Source organism: Rhizobium yanglingense, from assembly GCF_977109285.1.
Genome location: NZ_CDSAWY010000005.1, coordinates 240,717 through 264,358, shown reverse-complemented (window position 1 = coordinate 264,358; position 23,642 = coordinate 240,717). Strand labels below are relative to the sequence as shown.

The window sequence follows — 23,642 nt, the reverse complement described above, 5'->3', positions numbered from 1 at the left end:
GTCCTGATGAAAGTGCATTTCCAGGTTATCGGATGCCAAACGTGGCAACTTTTCATCACCGAACTTGGCACCATTTGGCACCAGAAACCAAAAAGGGCTGGGCGGTTTCCCGCTAAGCCCTTGAAAAGGATGGTGGGCGTGACAAGGATCGAACTTGTGACCCCTACGATGTCAACGTAGTGCTCTCCCGCTGAGCTACACGCCCATCCGATGGCGGCGCATAGATCACAAAACCTTGGGAGCCGTCAATAGGCTTTTTTGAAGTTTTGTGACCCGCCGCCCGCAAGCCTTATGCGGCAAGCATTTTGTTCACTTCATCGACGAGATCGCGAAGATGGAAAGGCTTGGAAAGCACCTTTGCATCCTTCGGCGCCTTCGAATCAGGGTTCAGTGCAACGGCCGCAAAACCGGTGATGAACATGACCTTGAGGTCCGGGTCGAGCTCGGTCGCACGGCGTGCGAGTTCGATGCCATCCATTTCCGGCATGACGATATCGGTCAGGAGCAGGGAGAAGGGCTCTTCCCGGAGCCTGTCATAGGCGCTTGCGCCGTTATCGTAGGAAAGAACCTTGTAACCGGCCTTTTCGAGCGCCTTTACCAGAAAGCGGCGCATGTCGTTGTCGTCTTCGGCGAGCAGTATCTTCTAAGTCATTATCCAGACCGATTGGTGAATAGGTTTTTGGTGGGAGGCGCCAGCTATTTACACTAGACTTTAGCCGGTAAACAACCGGTGAATTGCCTGCCCAAGGCTGTCATCCCCGCTACATAGTATGGACTTGCGGTGTGGCAACTGGCAACATGGGCGAAGCAGCGGTCCTGTGACATGGTTAAGAGGGAAAAAGGTGCCGGAAATTCGCGAGTACGAGCTTTTTGAGATCCGTGAGCCCGTGTCGCAGACCATTCCCTTCGTTTACAATTCTCCCCACAGCGGCCGTATTTATCCACCGGAATTTATCGCCCAGTCGCGGCTCGAAGGCATTTCCATCCGCCGGTCGGAGGATCACTATGTCGACGAGCTCTTTTCAGCCGCCAGCCTGCTTGGCGCCCCCCTGCTTCTCGCCAATTTCCCGCGCGCCTATCTGGATGTGAACCGCGAACCTTACGAACTCGACCCGCGCATGTTCGATGGCCTGTTGCCGCCTTATGCAAACATCAATTCGCTGCGCGTGGCAGGCGGGCTCGGCACCATTCCGCGCATTGTTGCCGAGAATATGGAAATCTATGCCCGGCGGCTGCCGGTGCAGGAAGGGCTCGATCGGGTCGAGAGCATCTACAAACCCTACCACGCCGCGCTGCGCCGGCTGATTGCGCGCACCCACGTGCAATTCGGCTTCGGCGTGCTGATCGATTGCCACTCGATGCCGGGCAATGTCCGCGTCGCAGGCAGCAATGCGCGGCCCGACTTCATCATCGGCGACCGGTATGGTACCAGCGCATCGGCCGAACTTTCGCGTACGGCGATCAGTATTCTCGAGGAGATGGGTTTCACCGCCATCCGCAACAAGCCCTATGCCGGCGGCTTTATCACCGAGCATTACGGCCGGCCGGCGCGCGGGCTGCACGCCCTGCAGATCGAGGTGAATCGGGCGATCTACGTGGACGAAGTGACGCTGGAAAAGCACACGGATTTTCCGCTGATCGTCAACGCCGTCACAGGCTTCATGCGGCAGATGGCCAGCTACGTGGAGCAGTTTGCAACCGATACGGCGCTTGCTGCCGAATAAGCTCCCGGACAGTCACTCAAAAAAAGAACCGCGCTGTTCAGCGCGGCTAAGTCTAGGGAGGAAACACCCAAGGAGGGTATTTACAGTCAGAAGACTGTATGACGACGCTACTGCTGCGCTGCACAATTGTCAATCATAATTTTGCAATGCAAAATATTTGGGCAGATATCGAGAAAATGCCTGGTAGATTTGCATTCGAACGCAATTCCGCTAAGAAATGCGTGCCACACGGCCCAGAAAACGGATCATCCATGCTTCCTGACCGCTCGTTCTTCAATCGCCTGGCGGAAGCCGCCAAGGCCGAGACACTGCCGCGATTCCGATCCGGCCTCGATGTGACGAACAAGCTTTCGAGTGGCTTTGATCCCGTTACCGAGGGCGATCGGGCAGCGGAAGCGGCAATCCGCAAGCTGATTGAAGAGCATTTTCCCAATCATGGCATTCTTGGCGAGGAACACGGCAATGTTGGCCTGGACCGTGATTATGTCTGGGTCATCGATCCTATCGACGGCACGCGGGCCTTCATTTCCGGCGTGCCGGTATGGGGAACGCTGATCGGGCTACAGAAGAACGGCCGGGCGATCATGGGCATGATCGAGCAGCCCTTCACCGGCGAGCGCTATTTCGCGGATCAGAACGGCTCGATCTATTGCGGACCGGAGGGTGAACGGCGCTTGAAAACACGCGATTGCGGCATGCTTTCGAACGCGATCCTCTTCACCACTTCGCCGCATCTCTTCACCGGCTTGGAAATGGAGAAATATCGCGAGATCGAACGCCAGGTCCGGCTCTTCCGCTATGGCACAGATTGCTATGCCTACGCACTTCTCGCGGCCGGCCATGTCGATCTCGTGATCGAAAACGGCCTCAAGCCCTACGATGTCGGCGGGATCATTCCGGTGATCGAAAATGCGGGCGGCATCATCACCACCTGGGACGGCGGGCGGCCAGAAAACGGTGGCTCGATCATCGCTGCCGGCAGCCGTGCTGTTTACGACCAGGCACTTGCGATCCTGCAGCGCTAAGTCGCCATCCGTTTAGACGCCGAATCCTTCGACCTCTTCAGCGGCCTCGGCGTCGCTGCCGGGAATAAACGCATGGAACGCGGCGAGTGCTGCGGCGCGGTAGGCGTCGCGTTCCTGAAAAATCTCGTGCCGCGCGCCATTGATGGGCACGAGCTGGGCTGCGCGGAAATAGCGCGAAAGCCGTTCCTGCGCGATATAGGGCACGACGCCGTCGCGGGTCGGGGCAATGACGATCGTCGGGATGGTGATTGAAAAGAGGTGGCTCGGCATGAGTACCTTGTCGATCGCCTTGAAGGATTCATGGACCCAGCGCGCGGTCGGCGGGCCGAGCATCAGTTCCGGATGCTCCCTCATCATTGCAATGTTGCGCTCGAAACGCATCTCGTCCGATGTCAGCGGATTGTCCTGGAAAGGAAGCTCCAGTAGCTTGCGGCTCAATGGCAGCGAGCCAAGTCCGAGCGAGCAAGCCGTGGCGGCCAGGCGGCGGATGGTCGATGCGGACGCTGCCTGGCCGATCAGGCCGATGAAGGGCGCGGAAAGCACCATGCGTTCAATGCGTGTTGCAAGATAGGGGGCCGCCGAAAGCGCAATGAGGCCACCGGTCGAATGGCCGAGCAGGTAGAAGGGCAGGCGGGTGTCGGGCAGCACCACCTTTTCCAGAAAGGTGTCGAGGTCTCGCTCGTAATCAGCAAAGCGCCTCACATGGCCATGCTGTCGTTTCTTGATCAGCCGTGGCGAACCGCCCTGGCCACGAAGATCGAAGATCGCAACCCAGAAGCCCTTCGCCGTTAGATCGCGGATCGTCTCGAAATATTTCTCAATGTATTCGTTGCGTCCCTGCAGGATGACGACCGTGCCTTTGGCAACGGGGGCATCGGAGCGGAACACCGCATAGCGCAGCTTCCAGCCGTCATGCGTCTCGAAATAGCCTTCGGTACGGTTTTCCGGGACCGGATTGTCAGGTGTCGAAATAAGGACGCTGTCCATGAGCCGCTGCTTTCGATGCCGCCTTGAGTCTAGGGGATAATGCACGGAGACGGAAAATCAACTGTTAAGCGCGGGGAATAAAAAGAGACCGGCGGGGCGATTTGAGGGGTGCCCGGCGCCGGCCGTAAAATCGGACTGAAGAAGAAGGGACGATGCACTTCAGCCATCGGGCGGTTTAATCACCCGACAGTTACTACTTCTACAGAGGTGCTGCTGAACGCATGCCGAACCTCGCGTTCATGCCCTGTTCACCTGGTTTCAAAAGGGTCTTGAACTGCTCAAAGTCGATCACCATCTGAATTCTGCGGGTGCCAAACGGGTCCGCTGAACCGTCCCGAAGCTGCCGAATATGGGGTTTTAGGGGCATTTATCGCAACACGTCGCTTCCTTAAGGAGGACATCATGCGTCACGTCGACTTTTCTCCACTTTATCGTTCGACCGTCGGTTTCGACCGTCTCTTCACCATGCTCGACAGCCTGGCTCAGCCGGATCAGGGCAATACCTATCCGCCCTACAATATCGAGCGCACCGGTGAGAACACCTACCGCATCACCATGGCCGTTGCCGGTTTCGACGAAAGCGAAATCTCCATCGAGGCTCAAGCTCACGCGCTGACCGTCAAGGGCGTAAAGAGCGAAGAGAACGGCGAGGGCAGCGAGTTCCTCTATCGCGGCATTGCCAAGCGCGCCTTCGAGCGCCGCTTCCAGCTTGCCGATCATGTCGAGGTGACCGCCGCTTCGCTAAAGAACGGGCTGCTTCATATCGACCTTCTTCGCAGCATCCCCGAAGCCATGAAGCCGCGCAAGATCGCGATTGCCGCAGAGCCGGTAAGCGCGCCGAAGGCTATCGAGGCTCAGGTCGCCAACTAACCGATCCCTCCCAGGATAGGAAAAGACAGGCGGCGCTCCGTTGGGGCGCCGCCTTTTTGTTGGCTGCAGATCAGGCTGGGCTCGCAGCCTCTTCGGCTTCCTCTTTTGTTATCCGATGCGCAGCCGCTGCGGCATATTTTTGCGCGATCACCGCGCAGACCATCAGCTGGATCTGGTGGAAGAGCATCAGCGGCAGAACGATGGCACCGATCGACTGGCCGGCGAAGATGACGCTTGCCATCGGCACGCCACTTGCCAGGCTCTTCTTCGAGCCGCAGAAGGTGATGGTGATCTCGTCGGCCTTGTTGAAGCCGAAAAGGCGGCTGCCATGCATGGTGAGCAAAAGGACGATTGCGAGCAGCAACATGTCGAGCACGACGACGACCGCGATGTCTCTTACCGAGAATGTATGCCACAGGCCCTCGACGACCGCCGTGCTGAAGGCGAGATAGACGACCATCAGGATCGATCCGCGATCGACCGGCATCAGGATTTTCTTCTTCGCGCGGATCCAATTGCCTATCCAGGGCTGCAGGATCTGGCCTGCCACGAAGGGAGCAAGCAATTGCAGCAGGATCTGCTCCAGCGCGGCCCAGGAAAAGCCGCCATGGCCGCCGACGGAAAAGAGCAGGCCGACGAGAAGCGGCGTCAGGAACATGCCGAAGATGTTGGAAGCGGAGGCCGAGCAAATGGCGGCCGGCACATTGCCGCCTGCCATCGAGGTGAAGGCGATCGAGGATTGCACTGTGGATGGCAGGACGCACAGGAAAAGGATGCCGAGGTAAAGCGGCTGCGGCAGGATCGAATCCGGGATGAGGCCGAGCGCCATACCGAGCAGCGGAAAGATGACGAATGTCGTCAGAAGAATGACGAGGTGCAGCCGCCAGTGCAGGATGCCTGCAATGACGACGTCGCTGGATAGCCGGGCGCCATGCAGGAAGAACAGCAGGGCGATGGCAAGTCCGGTGGCGAGGCCGAAATAATCCGCGAAAATGCCGCTTGCCGGAAGCAGCGAGGCAAGAATGACGGTGCAAACGAGCAGGATCGTGAAGGTATCGGGCAAGAAGCGACGCATGATGCTTTCTCGGCGTTTTCAAAATTTCGTTGTTTTGTCTCCCATTATAAATCAGGATGCAAGGAATAACAGTTATCGCGAATTGGAATGCCAATGCTTGATCTGACGCAATTGCGCAGCTTCGTTGCCGTCGAGCAGATGGGCAGTTTCACGCTCGCTGCAGAGCGTTTGGGTCTCGGCCAATCGACCGTCAGCCAGCACGTCCAGCGGCTGGAAACTACACTCGGGCGAAGGCTTCTCGCGCGCGACACCCACAAGGTCGTGCTCACCGGAGATGGCGAGGCGCTGCTTTCGCATGCGCGCCTGATGCTTTCGATCGAAGGTCAGGTTCAATCGCTTTTCAAGGAGAACAGTCTGCGCGGCCGCCTCCGCCTCGGCGTCTCGGAAGACTTTGTGACCAGCCAGCTCCCGGCCGTGCTGGAGGATTTCGTGCGGTCGCATCCGTCGGTCGATCTGGAGTTGACAGTCGCGTTGTCGGGTGCGCTTTACGAGATGCAGGACAATGGCGAGATCGATCTGGTGCTTGCCAAACGCCGGCTCGGCGATGCCCGCGGCCGGCTTGTCTATCGCGAGCCGCTGGTCTGGCTGGCGCGCGATCCCGACCATGTGCTCGCACAAGGGCCGCTGCCGCTGATCGCCTTCCCGCCGCCCAGTGTGACGCGCAGCATTGCGCTCGAGGCCCTCAGCCGTATGCAGGTGCCTTGGCGGATCGTCTGCACCTGCGGCAGCCTGAGCGGGCTTACGGCCGCGGCGCGGGCAGGAATGGGAGTACTGGTGCAGCCGCGCAGCATGGCCCCCTCGGGATTGAAAGAGATCGGCACGGCAAGGCTGCCGCTGCTGGAGGATGTGGAATTCGTGCTCGTGCCGCGCAAAGGGGCCGATCAGGCGCTGGTGTCGGCGCTTTCGGAAGACATTCTTGGGAAGGTGCGGGGTCTGCGATCGGGCGCACAAAAATAGAAACCCGCCGGGCGGCGGGTTTCGGTTGCTTGCCGATCAAGTTTAGGTTGCTTGCCGATCAATAGGGCGAAACACACTGCCGGCGCGGGCCATAGTACGGTTGGAACGTATTATCCCAGGCCCTATAGGAGCGATATCGGCTGTAGCACCAGCTCGTATGACCGTTGCCGCCATAAGCATAGGAGGACGGGGCGCCATAGTAGCCTGGCTGAGCTAACGCGCCGCCGACGATCGCGCCAAGCGCCAATCCGCCGATGATTGCGGCGGCGTCGTTGTCATTGTCATAATCGCGGTACCGGCGGCCATAATATCTGTTGTAGCGATAACCACGAGAACCGCCATAGTATGCGCCGCGATTGCTACGCATACTCTTAAGATAGCGGCGCCTAGCAAAATTGCTCCATCCGCTCCAGTCGCGATCCCGAACCTGCTCTATGTTCGATACGACTTTCGGCTTTTCGACATTGATCGCAGGAAATGCCTCGGCAGGCGGAACACTGGTCAAGGCAGTCACAGCTGAGATGAGCACGACAGCTAACTTTTTCATGGCATTTCACCTTTCTAGCTATCAATGAAGTTGTTCCTGAAAAGTTCCAGCAGCAGCGGACGAATTTTAAACGAGGGTCGCTGTCGGCGGTTAACCGGTCGCCTGCCATTTTAAGCCCCTCTCAACCTTGTCGCTTAGCTATTTGGTTAGATTCCGGCTTCTACGTTAGGACCCAATCTGGTCGTCGTTCGGGGCAAGAAAGGACGGACCGATGATGTATGGCGCACTATTCGTATCCGGGCTGGTGGCCTGTGTAATGATGATCCTTGTGATAGGGCACGAAGCGGAAAAGGCGGATCAAGGTGCCCCGCAATCCGCCGTCTATGGCCATCAGAACTAGGTGCTGCCGGGCTTTATGCCGCCAGGCACTTCAGGAAGCCGTCGACATCTGCTTTTGTCGTGGCGAAGCTGGTGACGAGGCGGATCAGCGTCTCGTTGTCGTCGACGAGGTCAGGCGTTGCGGCCGGAATTGGCCACTCGTAGAACGTCGCCCCCCTATTTTCAGCAGTTCTCGCCGCGCTCTTGGTGACGACGGCGAAGACTTCGTTGGAGGCGGTGGGCCAGGCGAGCCTGGCGGAATTGCTGGCGCCGATGCCGCCACGCAGGCCATCGGCCATACTGTTCGCATGGCGGGCAAGATCGAGCCAGAGATCGTTGTCGAAATACGCGTCGAACTGGGCGGCGATGAAGCGCGACTTGGAGAAGAGCTGTGCCGCACGCTTTCGGATAAAAGGCATCTCTTTGGCCTGGTCCGGATGAAAGTAGACGATCGCCTCCGCGCACCAGCAACCGTTCTTGGTGCCGCCGAAGGAAAGCATGTCCACCCCGCGTTTCCATGTCATTTCGGCAGGCGTTGCGCCAAGCGCGACGAGCGCATTCGCGAAGCGGGCGCCGTCCATATGAAGAGCCAGGTTCCGCTTCTTTGCGATGGCTGAAATCTCGCCGATTTCCGGCAACGTGTAGACCGTACCAATCTCGGTTGCCTGGGTGATGGTAACGGCACTGGCGCGGCCGTGATGCACGGCATCCTCAGGGAAGCCTGCGATCTTCGCCGAAAGCGTTGCCGGATCGATCTTGCCGGACGCACCGGGCACGGCAACAAGGCGGGCGGAGCCGGAGAAAAATTCCGGTGCGCCGCATTCATCCTCGATGACATGGGCCTCCGAATGACAGAAGGTGACGCCGCCGGGGCGCTGGACGCTGGCGAGCGAAAGGGAATTCGCAGCCGTACCGGTCGCGACAAAGAAGACGGCGACTTCGCGCTCGAAGACCTCGGAAAAGCGTGCCTCGACTTTTTTATCGAGATCGCTGGTGCCGTATGCGGACGCGAAGCCGGCGGAAGCTGCGAGCAGCCGTTGGGCAATAAATTCATGGGCGCCAGCCCAGTTGTCGGAAGCAAAATACATGGAAGAACCGTTAGGGAAATGTGGGGTTGGCAAGTTCGGCAGGGACATTACGCCAAAGCTTCACGCGATCAAACATCTCAGTCGCAATGCATCACAAAAATTGAATCCCGCAATCAATAAACAAAATAGTGCGGCGCTGTGTAATTTAATTTCGTCATTTTCGTCGGTTTGGCAATCTTCCGTCGCAAATCGACGATTTTTTAATCGCGCGCTCTTGCGGAGCGCATAGGTTTCTGGCATAGAACTGATGAATTAGGACAGTGTTGCTGTCCTATTTTGGCCTTTGCGGCCGAAGAGGCGCCGAAAGCCCTGACCTTTGCAGGGTTTCACGCTATAGTCCACTCGAGCGCAGCCTTGGCAGCGCTGCGGCGACTGGCAGGCGCGGAGCGCGGCGGCTCGCTTTTGGCGGGCCAACGCGACCGGATCTTCGATAATGCAACAGCGCTGTCACGCGCCGAACCCCGTATCAAGGGACGGCGCGCGACAAAGAGACGCCCACTCGCGGGCTTTGACAGGAGGGAAAGATGACGAAGACGCCATCCACGGGTTTTGACCAGTTCGCAGCAGCAGACGTGCGCGCAACGGCCAATACGCGTAAATCCGCCTCCGGTTTGCCGCGAAAACAGGGTCTTTACGATCCGCGCAACGAGCATGACGCCTGCGGCGTCGGCTTCGTCGCGCATATGAAGGGCCAGAAGTCGCATCAGATCGTCAAGGACGGCCTTTTCATCCTCGAAAACCTGACGCACCGCGGTGCCGTCGGTGCTGACCCGCTGATGGGCGATGGCGCCGGGCTTCTCGTGCAGATTCCCGACCGTTTCTTCCGTGAGGAAATGGCAAAGCAGGGCGTCATCCTGCCGAAGGCCGGTGAATACGGCATGGGCCATATCTTCATGCCGCGCGACGAACAGCAGATCGAGCACTTCAAGAAAGTGATCCAGGATGTGATCACCGAGGAAGGCCAGGTCTTCCTCGGCTTCCGCGACGTGCCGGTCGACAACTCGTCGCTCTCCAAGGCGCCGGATATCGCCGCCACCGAACCGCATCATGTTCAGGTCTTCATCGGTGCCGGCGAGGATGCCGCGACGAACGACGAGTTCGAGCGCCGCCTCTTCACGCTCCGCAAGGTGATCTCCAACCGCATCTACGACGAGTTCGAAGGCGAGGAGAGCAACTTCTACCCGGTGTCGCTTTCGTCATCTACCGTCGTCTACAAGGGCATGTTCCTCGCCTATCAGGTCGGCGCTTATTATAAGGACTTGTCGGACCCGCGGTTCGAAAGCGCGGTTGCCCTCGTGCACCAGCGGTTCTCGACCAACACCTTCCCGTCCTGGAAGCTGGCGCATCCCTATCGCATGGTTGCCCACAACGGTGAAATCAACACGCTGCGCGGCAACGTCAACTGGATGGCGGCGCGTCAAGCGTCGGTGTCTTCGCCGCTCTTCGGCGAGGACATTTCCAAGCTCTGGCCGATCTCCTACGAAGGCCAGTCGGACACAGCCTGTTTCGATAACGCGCTCGAATTCCTCGTGCGCGGCGGCTATTCGTTGTCGCATGCGGTGATGATGCTGATCCCGGAAGCCTGGGCCGGCAACCAGTCGATGGCGGCTGAGCGCAAGGCATTCTACGAATACCACGCTGCCCTGATGGAGCCATGGGACGGGCCGGCTGCTGTGGCCTTCACCGACGGCAAGCAGATCGGCGCGACGCTCGACCGCAACGGCCTGCGTCCGGCGCGCTATCTCGTCACCAATGATGATCGTGTCATCATGGCGTCGGAAGCGGGTGTGCTGCCGGTTCCGGAAGAAAACATCGTCCAGAAGTGGCGCCTGCAGCCCGGCAAGATGCTGCTGATCGATATGGAAGAAGGCCGCATCATCTCGGATGACGAGGTGAAGTCGCAGCTTGCGACCCAGCATCCCTATCGCAGCTGGCTCGACCGTACTCAGCTTATCCTGGAAGACCTGAAGCCGGTCGAACCGCGTGCGCTGCGCCGCGATGTTTCGCTGCTCAACCGCCAGCAGGCCTTCGGCTACACAACTGAAGACACGAGAATCCTGATGTCGCCGATGGCGACGACGGGTCAGGAAGCGATCGGCTCGATGGGTACGGATACGCCGATTTCGGCGATGTCCGACAAGTCGAAGCTGCTCTACACCTACTTCAAGCAGAACTTCGCCCAAGTCACGAACCCGCCGATCGATCCGATCCGCGAAGAACTTGTCATGAGCCTGGTTTCCTTCATCGGGCCGCGGCCGAACATCCTCGACCATACCGGCATGGCGAACGCCAAGCGTCTCGAAGTGCGCCAGCCGATCCTGACCAACGGCGATCTCGAAAAGATCCGCTCGATCGGTCACACGGAAGACCGGTTCGATACCAAGACACTCGACTTCACCTATGATGTCGAGCGTGGTGCCGAAGGCATGCCGGATATGCTTGACCGTCTCTGCGAGCGCGCCGAAGCGGCAGTCAAGGGTGGCTACAACATCATCGTGCTCTCCGACCGTCAGATCGGGCCAGATCGCATCGCGATCCCGGCGCTGCTGGCGACCGCTGCCGTCCACCATCACCTGATCCGCAAGGGGCTTCGAACGTCGGTCGGTCTTGTCGTCGAGACCGGCGAGCCGCGCGAAGTCCATCACTTCTGCCTGCTCGCGGGCTATGGTGCTGAAGCGATCAACCCGTATCTCGCCTTCGACACGCTGCTCGACATGCATGCCAAGGGCGAATTTCCGAAGGAAGTGGACGCCAGCGAAATCGTCTACCGCTACATCAAGGCGGTCGGCAAAGGCATCCTCAAGGTCATGTCGAAGATGGGCATCTCGACCTATCAGTCCTATTGCGGTGCGCAGATCTTCGATGCGATCGGACTGCAGTCGGCATTCGTCGACAAGTATTTCTTCGGCACCGCAACGATGATCGAAGGCGTCGGGCTGGAAGAGATCGCCACCGAAACCGTTGCTCGCCATACGGCCGCCTTCGGCCGCGACCCGTTGCTTGCAAGCACGCTCGACATTGGCGGCGAATATGCCTTTCGCATGCGTGGCGAAAGCCATGCCTGGACGCCGGACGCTGTTGCAGCCCTTCAGCATGCCGTTCGCGGCAATGCCGAGGATCACTACCGCGAATTCTCCGAAATGGTGAACACCACGGCGCTGCGCATGAACACCATCCGCGGCCTGTTCAAGGTCAAGAGCGCAGATGAGCTCGGCCGCAAGCCGGTATCGATCGACGAGGTCGAACCGGCTGCCGATATCGTCAGGCGCTTCTCGACGGGTGCGATGTCCTTCGGCTCGATCAGCCGCGAGGCGCACACGACGCTCGCAATCGCCATGAACAAGATCGGTGGCAAGTCGAACACCGGCGAAGGCGGCGAAGAGTCCGACCGCTACATGCCGCTGCGCGATGGCTCGATCAACCCGGAACGCTCGGCGATCAAGCAGATCGCTTCGGGACGCTTCGGGGTGACGACCGAATATCTTGTCAATGCCGACGTGCTGCAGATCAAGGTCGCGCAGGGTGCAAAGCCCGGCGAAGGCGGCCAGCTGCCGGGTCACAAGGTTGATGCGACGGTCGCCAAGACCCGTCATTCGACGCCCGGCGTCGGGCTGATTTCGCCGCCGCCGCATCATGACATCTATTCGATCGAAGATCTGGCGCAGCTGATCTACGACCTGAAGAACGTCAACCCGACGTCCGACGTCTCGGTCAAGCTCGTCTCGGAAGTCGGCGTCGGCACGGTCGCCGCCGGTGTTGCCAAGGCGCGCGCCGACCACATCACGGTTGCCGGCTTTGACGGCGGCACGGGTGCGTCGCCGCTCACGTCGCTGAAGCATGCCGGCAGCCCTTGGGAAATCGGCCTCGCCGAAACCCAGCAGACGCTGGTGCTGAACGGGCTGCGCTCGCGTGTCGCCCTGCAGGTGGACGGCGGCCTGAAGACCGGCCGCGATGTCATCATCGGCGCGCTGCTGGGCGCCGACGAGTTCGGCTTCGCGACCGCGCCGCTGATTGCCGCGGGCTGCATCATGATGCGCAAGTGCCACCTCAACACCTGTCCGGTAGGGGTTGCGACGCAGGACCCGGTTCTGCGCAAGCGCTTCAAGGGCACACCCGAGCACGTCATCAACTACTTCTTCTTCGTCGCCAACGAAGTGCGCGAAATCCTGGCCTCGCTCGGCTTCACCAAGCTCGATGACATCATCGGCGCTTCGGAACTGCTTGAGAAGGACGAGATGCTGGCGCACTGGAAGGCCAAGGGGCTCGACTTCAGCCGCATCTTCCACAAGGTTGATGCAGCAAAGGAAGAGACTTACTGGACGGCGCGTCAGAAGCACCCGATCGACGACATTCTCGACCGCAAGCTGATCGAGAAGGCCGAGCCCGCGCTCTCCTCGAAGAAGCCGGTCGCCTTCGAAGTCGATATCAAGAATGTCGACCGTTCGGCGGGCGCCATGCTCTCTGGCGAGGTTGCGAAGCGCTACAACCACCGCGGCCTGAAGGACGACACGATCAACGTCACACTCAAGGGGACAGCGGGTCAGTCGTTCGGTGCCTTCCTCGCGCGCGGCGTCACCTTCACCCTCATCGGCGACGGCAACGACTATGTCGGCAAGGGCCTTTCGGGCGGCAAGATCATCATCCGGCCCCCGGAGAACTCGAGGATCGTCGCCGAAGATTCCGATCATCGTCGGCAACACCGTGCTTTACGGTGCGACTGAAGGCGAGTGCTACTTCCGCGGTGTCGCGGGCGAGCGTTTCGCGGTGCGCAACTCAGGCGCCATTGCCGTTGTCGAGGGCGTGGGCGACCACGGCTGCGAATACATGACGGGTGGCGTGGTGGTCGTGCTCGGCGCAACGGGCCGCAACTTTGCGGCCGGCATGTCCGGCGGCGTCGCCTACGTACTCGACGAGGCCGGCGACTTCGCCAAGCGCTGCAACATGGCGATGGTCGAACTCGAACCGGTTCCCGAAGAGGATGACATGCTGGAGAAGCTGCACCATCACGGCGGCGACCTCATGCACAAGGGACGCGTCGACGTCTCCGGCGACATGACGCGTCACGACGAGGAGCGCCTTTACCAGCTGATCTCCAACCATCTGCACTACACGGGCTCGACCCGCGCCAAGCAGATCCTGGACAACTGGGTCGACTACCGTCCAAAATTCCGCAAGGTCATGCCGGTCGAGTACCGTCGTGCGCTCGAGGAAATGGAGCGGAGCCGGATGGGGATCGCTGCGGAGTGAGTGCTCTAAATCGCTAGATCAGCCACTGCTTTGACGAGCGGCATGGAGGATGCTGGAAAGAACGATGATGAAAAATCGGTTTTCGCTGCTTCATTCCTTCATCTCTCTGTGCCTCGCCGTTGCAGTTTCCGCCGGAACCTCTTTTGCGGGCGGCGGCCTTGAAACGGAATTCGTAGCCCTGGGCGCAGTCATGGGACTGGCCTACTGGTACTGGGGACCTTCGGGTCTTGGGCTTTAAGATGATGAGGGACGAAAATATGGGTAAGGTCACAGGGTTTCTGGAAATCGACCGGCAGGTGGCGAAGTATCAGCCGGCGTCGGATCGTATCCGACATTTCCGCGAATTCACGATCCCGATGTCGGACCAGGAAGTGCAGAAACAGGCCGCGCGCTGCATGGACTGTGGCATCCCCTATTGCCATGGCCCGACCGGCTGCCCGATCCATAACCAAATTCCGGACTGGAACGACCTCGTCTACAACAACAATTGGGAAGCGGCGATCCAGAACTTGCATTCGACCAACAACTTCCCGGAGTTCACCGGCCGTGTCTGCCCGGCGCCCTGCGAAGAAGCCTGCACGCTGAACCTCGAAGATGCGCCGGTTGCGATCAAGACGGTCGAGCAGGCAATTGCCGACAAGGCTTACGAGCTCGGCTTCATCCGTCCGCAGCCGGCAACGGTCCATACCGGCAAGAAGGTTGCGGTCATCGGCTCCGGTCCCGCTGGTATGGCGGCTGCCCAGCAGCTTGGCCGCGCCGGCCATGAGGTCCATGTCTACGAACGCGAAAGCCGTCCGGGCGGCCTGCTACGCTACGGCATTCCCGACTTCAAGATGGAGAAGAACTTCATCGATCGCCGCGTCGAGCAGATGAAGGGCGAGGGCGTTACCTTCCATTGCGGCGTCAATGTCGGCGTCGACGTGAAGGTCGAGCAATTGCTGTCCGATTACGATGCCGTGCTTTACTGCGGCGGCTCCGAAACGCCGCGCGAAGCCGGCATTCCCGGTATCGAACTTGCCGGCGTCCATGACGCGATGCCCTATCTCGTGCAGCAGAACAAGCGTGTCGGCCGCGAAAACATCGACAGCGTCGGCTGGGCGTCGGACCCGATCCTGGCGGGCGCCAAGCATGTGGTCGTCGTCGGTGGCGGCGATACCGCTTCGGACTGCGTCGGCACGGCGTTCCGTCAGGGCGCTGTGAAGGTTACGCAACTCGACATTCGTCCGCAGCCGCCGGAGAAGGAAGACAAGCTCGCCGTTTGGCCGTTCTGGGCAACCAAGATGCGCACCTCTTCGTCGCAGGCCGAAGGCGCCGTCCGCGAGTTCCAGGTGGCGACGCTGGAGTTCATCGGCGAAGACGGCGTGCTGACAGGCGTCACGTGCTGCGAAGTCGACGAGCGCCGCAAGCCGGTTGCCGGTACGGAATTCGTCATCAAGGCGGATCTCGCCTTTATCGCCATCGGTTTCCGCGGACCGTTCACCGACAGCGTGCTCAAGGAACTGGACGGCAAACTGACGCTCAACACCGACCGCCGTGGCTCGACCAATGTCGTTGCAAACGACCACGACTACAAGACTTCGGTCGACAAGCTATGGACGGCAGGCGACGTTCGCCGCGGCCAATCGCTGGTCGTCTGGGCGATCCGCGAGGGCCGCCAGGCAGCGCGTGCCATCGATGAAGCGCTGATGGGCTCGACGGTTCTGCCGCGCTGAATGTTCTCGCTTAAAGCCGAACAGAACGCGCTGCTCGCAAGAGGTTGCGGGCGGCCGATCGATTGATCAGTCTGTATGGCATCTGCTCAAGGGTTTCGAAAGGCGAGGCTCGACCGCCTTCGAGTTCGAAGGCGAGCGTCACGAAAATTTCATCTCCATGCGCACGGTCGCTCGGGCAAAGAACTGAAGCTTATTTGGCCGAGACCTGCTTCGGCTCTTTCGGGGCGGGAAAACTGTAGTCGTCCACGCGTCCTGCAGGCGCCGGCTCCATCTTGCCCTCCTGCACGAGCATGTCGCGTGGCGAGTTCGCCAAAGTGGCCGGAGGCTGCCTGCCGCCGAGAAGCTCAGCTCCTCCATCGAGATTGGGGTCCGAAAGACTGATCGGCTGCGTATGCGCGACCGGGTCCGATGGCAGACCGAGATGGGGCAGGTTGCTGGTGTCGAGGCGCACAAGATCGGGACTTGCCTGCGTGCCGAGAAGGCGGCGGGCCGGCTTTTCAACATAGAAGGCGACCTTGCGGCGTCCGGCCTGTGTCAGATTGATGCCGTCCGAGGTGCGCAGGCGCACCTGCTGACCGTTGATGTCGGAACCGGTAACGACGAACTGTCCGTTCTCGTCCACGAAGCCATCCCAGATGTCGACGAATTCGCCGCCGATGCTTTCCACCTGCTTGCGATAGAGCTGGTTCATCTGAACGGCGTCGGCCGTCATCGAAGGCGATTCGAAAGCAGGCAGTCCGACCCAAAGCAATGGTATCTTGCGGTTCGTTATTTCCTTGCCGAAGTTCAGCACACGCTTCTGATATTCGCCATACCAGGCGTCGGTGCGGAACTTCTCCTTGGCGCCGCCGATGACCATCTGCTGCCGGTCGTTGGCGCCGATCATGACGACGACCATCGCCGGCTTCAGTTCGTCCATTATCTTCAGGAGCTGTTCGGGCCAGTCGTAATAATCGTCGCGCACCAGGCCCGAAGAGACGTTGCCTCGGGCCTCTACGATCACGCCGGGCGAAGTCTTGAATGCTTCCGTCATGCCATCGCCCAGGCCGCTTGCGAGAAAATCGCCGACGATCAGGATCTTTTGGGCATTCTCGAGTTTCTGGACCACCGGCTCCTGAAGGACGGGCGCTACAGGCCGCGCAGTGGCGACGGTTGGGGGTTTGGGCGCAAGCGGCGTCCGTTTGCGCTGACGCTGCGGCGGGCGCCGAACCTCGGGCGGCGGCGCATAATCTTCGTTGATGTAGCGGCGGCCGGTGAAGAAATCGAAGATCGAGCGGCGGTAGTAATAGCGCTCCTGCGCGTCGGCAAAATCAACGGGCGCGGTGATGCCGAAGGAAAGCACCAGACCGGCGGAAATCAGCGTCCTCCAGCCCAGTTTCAGCCTGTCACCCGATCTACGCATCGTCATGCCCCACATCTCGCGACATTTTCGCATGGAGGGGACACACACGTCCACTCTCCATGAAAGCTATGTCGCGGATTTCTCCTTTCTAGCGCCGGAGCGCATTCAGGAGCGGGAGCGAGGGTTTGCCATCGGCCTGCATGCCGAGACGTTCTTGAACCGCCGAAATTGCGGCTTTCGAACCTGAACCGAAATTGCCGTCGACCTCGCCGTTGTAATAGCCGAGCGTCTTCAAGCGATTTTGCAGCTCGAATTTTTCCTTCATGTCGAGCGTGCCCTCCGGGCGCGGCCAGCGCTGTTTCATGCCACCATAACCGGCAATTTCATCGGCAAGCAGGCCAACGGCGAGCGCATAGCTGTCGGAAGCGTTGTATTTCTTGATCGTGAAAAAGTTCGCGGTCATCAGGAAGCCGGGACCGCCGGCGCCAGCCGGCATCTTCAGCACGGCCCTTGTTGAACCGTCTCGAAAACCCTTGCCGTTGGGGCGGGTGACGCCCATCGCTGCCCATTTTGCGATCGTATGTGTCTTGCCTACCTGTTTTGCGAGGCTCGCCGGAACCGAGACTTCGTAGCCCCACGTCCTGCCGGTGTCCCAGCCGTTCTTTGCGAGAAGGTTGGCAGAGGTCGCAAGTGCATCCGGCACGGAATTCCAGATGTCGCGATGACCATTGCGGTCGGCATCGACGGCATAAAGCAGATAGCTTGTCGGGATGAACTGCGTATGGCCCATGGCGCCTGCCCAGGATCCCGTCATGCCATCGGCAGAGATATCACCGTTCTGCAGGATCTTCAGCGCAGCGACGAGCTGCTTCTTGGCATAGTTGGAGCGGCGGTCGTCCGCGTAGGCAAGGGTTGCAAGCGCGCGTGGCACATAGTGCAGTCGGTCGTCCTTTGTGAGGACTGCGCCGTAGTTCGATTCCATCGACCAGATCGCCAGTATGATGTTCCTGTCGACGCCGAAATGCCGTTCGATCGCCGTCAGGGTCGACGCATGCTTTGTGGCCATTTTGCGGCCAATCTCGGCTGTGTAGGGGTTCACGCGGGAGTCCACATAGTCCCAAATCTTGGTCGTGAATTCCGGCTGAAAGGTCGCCTTTTCAAGGACTGTCGGGTCCGGTTCGGTCACGCCTGCGAAAGCTTTCCGATAGGTTGCCTTGCTGATGCCATTTTGCGCGGCAGTTTGATAAAAGTCCGCGATCCACTTCTGGAACCGCTGGTCGGCCGCCGCGCTATCGGGAGCCAGACCTGCGGAAGCGGTCACCATGAGGGCGAGAGCAAGACCACGAAGGGAGTATTTGCGGTTCTGGGTCATCGGCAGTCGTATCCGTCATCTTCGTTGCACGTGCGGCGGAGTTGCAGTTTCCGGCCAAACCCGACACTACCGGAACGGAGTCAACAAATTCTTTACCATGACCGGCTTCTCCCGTCATCCTTTGCAAAACGGTAGCGATTCTAATCTAGTTCACCCTAAATAGCTTGAGTGTAAAAGCGATCCAGCCCCTCTAGGAGGTCTAAGTGGGACAGCAGAAAAAAGTTCGTAAAGCGGTATTCCCGGTTGCAGGTTTGGGGACACGCTTCCTCCCGGCCACCAAAGCCGTTCCGAAGGAAATGCTGACTGTCGTCGATAAACCGATCATTCAGTATGTGATCGACGAGGCTCTCGAAGCCGGCATTGAACACTTCGTTTTCGTGACCGGCCGCAACAAGCACATCATCGAAGACTATTTCGACATTCATTTCGAGCTCGAGCAGACGCTGCGCGAACGCAGCAAGCAGGCGGAAATGACGCTGCTCGCCAATCAGCTTCCGAAAGCAGGAACGGTCAGCTTCACCCGCCAGCAGGAGCCACTCGGCCTCGGCCACGCCGTATGGTGCGCCCGTGAGATCGTCGGCGACGAACCTTTCGCGCTGCTTTTGCCGGACATGATCATGAAGAATGAAGGCAAGGGCTGCATGAAGGGCATGATCGATCTCTATGCCCAGAGCGGCGGCAACATCATCGCGGTCGAGGAATGTGCTCCGGATCAAGCGCATAAATACGGCATCGTGGGAGCCGGCGAAGCGATCGGCGAGGGCTTCCGCATCACCGGCATGGTCGAGAAGCCGGCCAAGGGGACGGCACCTTCCAACTTCTTCATCAACGGCCGCTACATCCTGCAGCCGGAGATATTCAAGATCCTCGAGACGCAGGAGCGCGGCGCCGGCAACGAAATCCAGCTGACCGACGGCATGCTGAAGCTGCTCAAAGAACAGGATTTTGCAGGCTACCACTTCCGCGGCACGACCTATGACTGCGGCGCGAAGGATGGCTTCATCCTTGCCAATGTTGCCTTCGCACTCGAACGTGCAGATATCCGCCCGACCGTCGAAGACGGTTTCAAGGCATTGCTGAAAGGCCTTTGAGCCTAGCGTTTCAGCTTGAGACCGACGCCGGCTCGCCATTGCTGCGAGTCGGCGCCCACATCGCGCGTCGTCAGCTCGTATCCCAGCGTGCTGGTGAAATCGAGATAGCGGTTGATGTTCCAGGTGAGCCCGCCGCTCGCCGTATAGACCGTCTCGTCGCTGCTGCCGCCGGACGGATAGTCCCGCAAAGTCACCCCACCCAGCACCGTTGCCTGGAGATTGTCGCGCAGCTGATGCGTGACCGCCGTTGTCAGTACGTGCGAGATATAGCCGCTCTGACCAGCTGTCGTTGAGGGTTGGATGCTGGTCGATAGATCAAAACGAACCTCGGTTCCACGCAGCGGCGACCAGAGGAGGTTTGCATCGACGGTTGCGGTATCGATCGAATCGAGGCGGCTATCGTCAAAGGTTGCGGTTTCGTAGCCGAGACCGACTTCACCTTTCAACTTTTCTCCCAGATCGACCTCGACGCCAGCTTTGGCGCCGTAGCTGTTGCCGGAGCGCGCAAAACCCGCCGAATCCCGGGTTTCGTCGTAGACAGTCTTACCGACCGAGGCCTCGACGAAGGGAATGAGGGCCGGCGAAAGTTCATAGCCGACACGGGTCCGAAATGTGCCGGACGTCTGGTCGCGGTCGCTGAGCGAGATCCTCGTGCCGTTCGAAAGCACGGCGTCGGAGTAGATGGTCCGGGTCAGATCGAGTGCCGCAGTACCGCGCAGGATGCCGAAATCGCGTTCGACGGATGCGCCTGCTGAGAACTCCTGTACATCCGATTGCTGCTCGGCATCGGCGATTGCGTCAGGATCGTCGGTATCTTCCCGATAAAACCGGTATCCGCCCTTGATATGAGCGACCGTATCGTCCGGCAGGTCGAGGCGAAGGTCCCCGTCGATGTCGAAGGCGGGCTGTTCTTCGCCGGTACCGCTGACATTGCGCTGCCAGGTGCCCTCACTCGTGACGATCAGTTGATGGAGCGCCCAGTCGGAGGCAAGCGTCGCGTGGGCGTCGGTTTGGAGGAAAGCGCGCGTCTCCTTTGTCTCTCCGTCCTTCGTCGTTTCGGTGTTGATCGACTGGGTAACGGAAGGGCGCAGCACGAAGGTGCCGATGCGGATGCCCGGCGTCTCCTGACCTGAGAGGTTTTCCTCCGGCTTGCGTGGCGCCCTTCTGTCATCGATTGCCGGTTCGCGGGTATTCAGCCGACGAATGTCGTCATCGAGAATGGAGCCGGTCGTCTCGCCGGACGGATCCTGATCAGTCGTTCCGGTTGCCATCGTTGTTCCGGCTTGTTGGTTTGAGCTGGGCGGTGTGCCGCTCATTCCATCGGCTGAGGGATTTGCGATATCGCTACCGCCGGCTACGCCATCGGCGGGCAACTGCTGTGCATTCGGCCAACTGCTGTAGGACTGCGAGCTAGATGCAGACGAATAGCCGGATGTGCCGCTGCCGGTGCTGTTTTGCGCGGACTGTGCAAAACCAGGGTGAGGCGGAAGAAACAAAGCGAAACAAGCGATAGAAGACACGGCAAAGCGCGCCGCGCAGAGCGGCGTCAAACTGCTCGTCTCTCTTTCCTTGGCCATCCGGATTCCGCGCGTGGCATGCTTCAATTCGTTACCCGAACGTAAAGCCTCGTGGTTAATCATTCGTTGCGGCCGCGAGGCTCTGTTCACAGGTTGCAAAGCGACGTGGGTAGACACCTCAAATGAAAAGCGCTAACGCAGGACCATGAGGAAAGCAGTCAAACTTGTTGAGAACGGTGTGCTCGAATCCGCCAAACGGACGATCGAGACGGAGAGACGCGGACTGGAAGCGCTGGAGCGCGCCTTGAGCGACGGTCTGTCGGGGCCGTTTTCTCAAGCGGTGGAGACGATCGGCAGTATCAGCGGTCGTGTCATCGTAACGGGTGTCGGCAAAAGTGGACACATCGGAACGAAACTGGCTGCTACCTTTGCTTCGACGGGCACGCCTGCGTTTTTCGTTCACGCTGCGGAAGCCAATCACGGCGACCTTGGGATGATCGCGAGCGACGATCTTGTGCTCGCCATATCCAAGGGCGGCGAAAGCGCGGAACTGCGCAGCATCATTGCCTATACGCGCCGATTTTCCATTCCCCTCGTCGCGCTCACGTGCAGCATACACTCGTCGCTGGCGACGGCATCCGACATCGTACTGCTGATTCCGAACGAGCAGGAAGCATGCCCGAACGGCCTTGCGCCAACGACATCGACATTGATGCAGCTCGCCCTCGGGGATGCGCTCGCGATCGCGCTGCTTGAAGCGCGCGGCTTCACGGCGCGGGATTTCCATGTCTTCCATCCAGGCGGAAAGCTCGGTGCCAGCCTGATGCATGTCGGCGACGTCATGCATACCGGCGACCGCGTCCCGCTGGTGGCGAAGGGGACACCGATGCCGGAGGCGATCCATGTGCTGTCGCGCAAGCATTTCGGCTGCGTCGGCGTTCTGGACGAGGACGGGCGGCTCTGCGGCATCGTTACCGAAGGTGACATTGCCCGGAACCTGACGCGCAACCTGTCCGAGCTTTGCGTCGACGACATCATGACGCGCACGCCGAAGACGGTCAGGCCGACGGCGCTTGCGACAAGCGCGCTGGCATTGCTGGAACAGTATCAAATCGGCGCACTGATCGTCATCGATGACGATAACAAGCCGGCCGGCCTGGTGCATTTTCACGATCTCTTGCGGATCGGCGTCGCCTGATCAAAGCGGCTCGACCGTCAGGTCGCGCCCGTTGCTTGCGACCACTTTCACCTGCGTTCCGATGGGGAGGTTGGGGCCTGTCACCCGCCAGATCGTATCATCGATGCGAATGCGGCCGCGGCCTTCGGCGATCGGTTCTAAGAGAGTTGCCGTCCGGCCGACGAGACTTGCGCCCCGCTGATTGAGGAAGGGTTCGTCGGTCGCATCATGGCGAAGCGTCAGCCGGCGGCCAAGGAACGTCGCAGCAACGGCCAGGATGGCAAAAACGATGAGCTGCGTTTCCCAGATCCAGAAGGCGGCATTCCAAAGCAGCAGCGACAGAACGCCGACGGCGAGCGCGGCAAGACCGATCCAGACGAGGAAAAACCCCGGCACCATCATTTCGGCGGCAAGCAGCGCCAGGCCCACAATCCACCAGGTCCATGGTCCCAGTTCGGCAACGACGCGTGTCAGCATTCGTTAGCGCTCCGGGGCCTGGTTGAAGGGATTGACCGGCGGGGTCGTGCGCGGCGGCACTTGACGCGGCCGCGGCGAGGAGGGCGGGCTATTGCCGTCGCCGAAGACCTCCTTAGCGATTGCACCGATACCACTCAGAGAGCCGATAATGGATGTGGCCTCCATCGGCATCAGGACAATCTTGGAATTGCCGGCCGTACCGATGGCAGACAGCGCCTCTGTATATTTCTGAGCGACGAAATAGTTGATCGCCTGTATGTCGCCGGCGGCGATCGCCTCGGAGACCATCTTTGTCGCCTTGGCTTCCGCCTCGGCCAGACGCTCTCGGGCTTCCGCTTCGCGGAACGCTGCCTCGCGCTGGCCTTCCGCCTCCAGGATCGCCGATTGCTTGGCACCTTCGGCGCGAAGGATCTGAGCGTTGCGCGAACCTTCGGCTTCCAGAATTTGGGCACGCTTCTCACGCTCGGCCTTCATCTGCCGCGCCATGGCGTCGACGAGATCGGTCGGCGGACGGATGTCCTTGATCTCGATACGGGTGACCTTGATGCCCCACGGCTGCACGGCATCATCGACAACCCGCAGCAGCCGGTCATTGATCTGATCGCGGTTGGACAGAAGCTCGTCGAGGTCCATAGAGCCCATGACGGAACGGATATTGGTCATCGTCAGGTTAAGAACGGCGTTTTCGAGATTGGAGACCTGATAGGCGGCCTGCGCGGCATTCAGGACCTGATAGAAGGCGACAGCATCGGCGGCGACCGAGGCGTTGTCCCGGGTGATGACTTCCTGGGTGGGGACGTCGAGCACCTGCTCCATCACGTTCATGCGGGCGCCGATGCGCTCGATGAAGGGCGTGATGATGTTGAGGCCCGGCTCCAGTGTGCGCGTATAGCGGCCGAAGCGCTCGATCGTATAGCGATAGCCCTGCGGCACCGTCTTGATGCCTGCAAAAAGCACAAGGATGACGAAGGCGACGAGAGCAATAACGACGATATCGAACCCGCCTAAAATCATCACTCTTTCTCCTTCACCGCCTATGATCGCGGCGATCCTATTCAACGAGCTGGATATTCACAAGCGCACGCCAAGGTTTTAGACAGCAGGCCGAAGACCCGG

The 23,642-nt window shown here is 59.9% G+C and carries 18 protein-coding genes, 1 tRNA gene and 1 pseudogene; 9 read left to right on the top strand and 11 right to left on the bottom strand.

Annotated features, from left to right (window positions below; genetic code table 11):
• Window positions 1-130 precede the first annotated feature (130 nt).
• Both ACW4PC_RS10975 and cpdR1 read right to left on the bottom strand, forming a co-directional pair.
• Window positions 131-205 (bottom strand) — tRNA-Val (locus tag ACW4PC_RS10975).
• Window positions 206-289: 84 nt separating this feature from the next.
• Window positions 290-640, bottom strand: a complete 351-nt coding sequence (gene cpdR1 / locus ACW4PC_RS10970; RefSeq protein ID WP_455874989.1) for a response regulator CpdR1 — start codon at window positions 638-640, stop codon at window positions 290-292.
• A 202-nt stretch (window positions 641-842) separates the two neighbouring features.
• On the opposite strand from cpdR1, the gene ACW4PC_RS10965 reads away from it, so the two are divergent.
• The gene (locus tag ACW4PC_RS10965) at window positions 843-1,724 is read left to right on the top strand and encodes an N-formylglutamate amidohydrolase (RefSeq protein ID WP_022715854.1); all 882 of its coding nucleotides are present in this window, start codon (window positions 843-845) and stop codon (window positions 1,722-1,724) included.
• 251 nt (window positions 1,725-1,975) lie between these two features.
• The gene (gene hisN / locus ACW4PC_RS10960; protein ID WP_455873830.1) at window positions 1,976-2,749 is read left to right on the top strand and encodes a histidinol-phosphatase; all 774 of its coding nucleotides are present in this window, start codon (window positions 1,976-1,978) and stop codon (window positions 2,747-2,749) included.
• Between the two features lie 12 nt (window positions 2,750-2,761).
• Here the strand turns inward: hisN and ACW4PC_RS10955 are convergent, their stop codons facing one another.
• On the bottom strand, window positions 2,762-3,736 hold the full coding sequence (locus ACW4PC_RS10955; RefSeq protein ID WP_455873829.1) for an alpha/beta fold hydrolase: 975 nt from the start codon (window positions 3,734-3,736) through the stop codon (window positions 2,762-2,764).
• Window positions 3,737-4,138: 402 nt separating this feature from the next.
• Here ACW4PC_RS10955 and ACW4PC_RS10950 point away from each other — a divergent pair, with 402 nt between their 5' ends.
• Window positions 4,139-4,606: an Hsp20 family protein gene (locus ACW4PC_RS10950; protein ID WP_455873828.1), complete on the top strand. Its 468-nt coding sequence runs from the start codon at window positions 4,139-4,141 to the stop codon at window positions 4,604-4,606.
• 70 nt (window positions 4,607-4,676) lie between these two features.
• Here ACW4PC_RS10950 and ACW4PC_RS10945 read toward each other — a convergent pair whose 3' ends face one another.
• Window positions 4,677-5,681, bottom strand: coding sequence for a bile acid:sodium symporter family protein (locus ACW4PC_RS10945; RefSeq protein ID WP_455873827.1), 1,005 nt, complete (start codon window positions 5,679-5,681; stop codon window positions 4,677-4,679).
• A 93-nt stretch (window positions 5,682-5,774) separates the two neighbouring features.
• Here ACW4PC_RS10945 and ACW4PC_RS10940 point away from each other — a divergent pair, with 93 nt between their 5' ends.
• Entirely contained in the window at window positions 5,775-6,638 is an 864-nt protein-coding gene (locus tag ACW4PC_RS10940; RefSeq protein ID WP_455873826.1) for a LysR family transcriptional regulator, read from the top strand.
• A gap of 58 nt (window positions 6,639-6,696) precedes the next feature.
• Here ACW4PC_RS10940 and ACW4PC_RS10935 read toward each other — a convergent pair whose 3' ends face one another.
• Both ACW4PC_RS10935 and ACW4PC_RS10930 read right to left on the bottom strand, forming a co-directional pair.
• A complete protein-coding gene (locus tag ACW4PC_RS10935; protein ID WP_455873825.1) occupies window positions 6,697-7,185 on the bottom strand; it encodes a BA14K family protein in 489 nt (162 codons plus the stop codon).
• A 353-nt stretch (window positions 7,186-7,538) separates the two neighbouring features.
• A complete protein-coding gene (locus tag ACW4PC_RS10930; protein WP_455873824.1) occupies window positions 7,539-8,591 on the bottom strand; it encodes a threonine aldolase family protein in 1,053 nt (350 codons plus the stop codon).
• Window positions 8,592-9,115: 524 nt separating this feature from the next.
• On the opposite strand from ACW4PC_RS10930, the pseudogene gltB reads away from it, so the two are divergent.
• The 3 genes and pseudogenes from gltB (at window position 9,116) to ACW4PC_RS10915 (ending at window position 15,550) form a co-directional block, all read left to right on the top strand.
• Window positions 9,116-13,838: pseudogene (gene gltB / locus ACW4PC_RS10925) on the top strand (glutamate synthase large subunit).
• A gap of 64 nt (window positions 13,839-13,902) precedes the next feature.
• Window positions 13,903-14,076 (top strand): hypothetical protein, encoded by a 174-nt coding sequence (locus ACW4PC_RS10920; protein ID WP_455873823.1) that lies wholly within the window; start codon window positions 13,903-13,905, stop codon window positions 14,074-14,076.
• A gap of 19 nt (window positions 14,077-14,095) precedes the next feature.
• Window positions 14,096-15,550, top strand: a complete 1,455-nt coding sequence (locus ACW4PC_RS10915; protein ID WP_455873822.1) for a glutamate synthase subunit beta — start codon at window positions 14,096-14,098, stop codon at window positions 15,548-15,550.
• A 190-nt stretch (window positions 15,551-15,740) separates the two neighbouring features.
• Here ACW4PC_RS10915 and ACW4PC_RS10910 read toward each other — a convergent pair whose 3' ends face one another.
• Both ACW4PC_RS10910 and ACW4PC_RS10905 read right to left on the bottom strand, forming a co-directional pair.
• Entirely contained in the window at window positions 15,741-16,952 is a 1,212-nt protein-coding gene (locus tag ACW4PC_RS10910; protein WP_455874988.1) for an SGNH/GDSL hydrolase family protein, read from the bottom strand.
• Window positions 16,953-17,040: 88 nt separating this feature from the next.
• Window positions 17,041-18,264, bottom strand: a complete 1,224-nt coding sequence (locus ACW4PC_RS10905; protein ID WP_455873821.1) for a lytic murein transglycosylase — start codon at window positions 18,262-18,264, stop codon at window positions 17,041-17,043.
• A 203-nt stretch (window positions 18,265-18,467) separates the two neighbouring features.
• Here ACW4PC_RS10905 and galU point away from each other — a divergent pair, with 203 nt between their 5' ends.
• Complete coding sequence (galU, locus tag ACW4PC_RS10900; RefSeq protein ID WP_455873820.1) at window positions 18,468-19,355, top strand: UTP--glucose-1-phosphate uridylyltransferase GalU; 888 nt, start codon at window positions 18,468-18,470, stop codon at window positions 19,353-19,355.
• Between the two features lie 2 nt (window positions 19,356-19,357).
• On the opposite strand, the gene ACW4PC_RS10895 is transcribed toward galU, so the two are convergent.
• Window positions 19,358-20,932 (bottom strand): outer membrane beta-barrel protein, encoded by a 1,575-nt coding sequence (locus ACW4PC_RS10895; protein ID WP_455873819.1) that lies wholly within the window; start codon window positions 20,930-20,932, stop codon window positions 19,358-19,360.
• A gap of 145 nt (window positions 20,933-21,077) precedes the next feature.
• Between ACW4PC_RS10895 and ACW4PC_RS10890 the strand changes: the two genes are divergently transcribed.
• Complete coding sequence (locus ACW4PC_RS10890; RefSeq protein WP_455873818.1) at window positions 21,078-22,070, top strand: KpsF/GutQ family sugar-phosphate isomerase; 993 nt, start codon at window positions 21,078-21,080, stop codon at window positions 22,068-22,070.
• Here the strand turns inward: ACW4PC_RS10890 and ACW4PC_RS10885 are convergent, their stop codons facing one another.
• The gene (locus ACW4PC_RS10885; RefSeq protein WP_455873817.1) at window positions 22,071-22,526 is read right to left on the bottom strand and encodes an NfeD family protein; all 456 of its coding nucleotides are present in this window, start codon (window positions 22,524-22,526) and stop codon (window positions 22,071-22,073) included. It abuts the gene before it with no gap.
• A 3-nt stretch (window positions 22,527-22,529) separates the two neighbouring features.
• Entirely contained in the window at window positions 22,530-23,540 is a 1,011-nt protein-coding gene (locus ACW4PC_RS10880; protein ID WP_455874987.1) for an SPFH domain-containing protein, read from the bottom strand.
• Window positions 23,541-23,642: the final 102 nt, after the last annotated feature.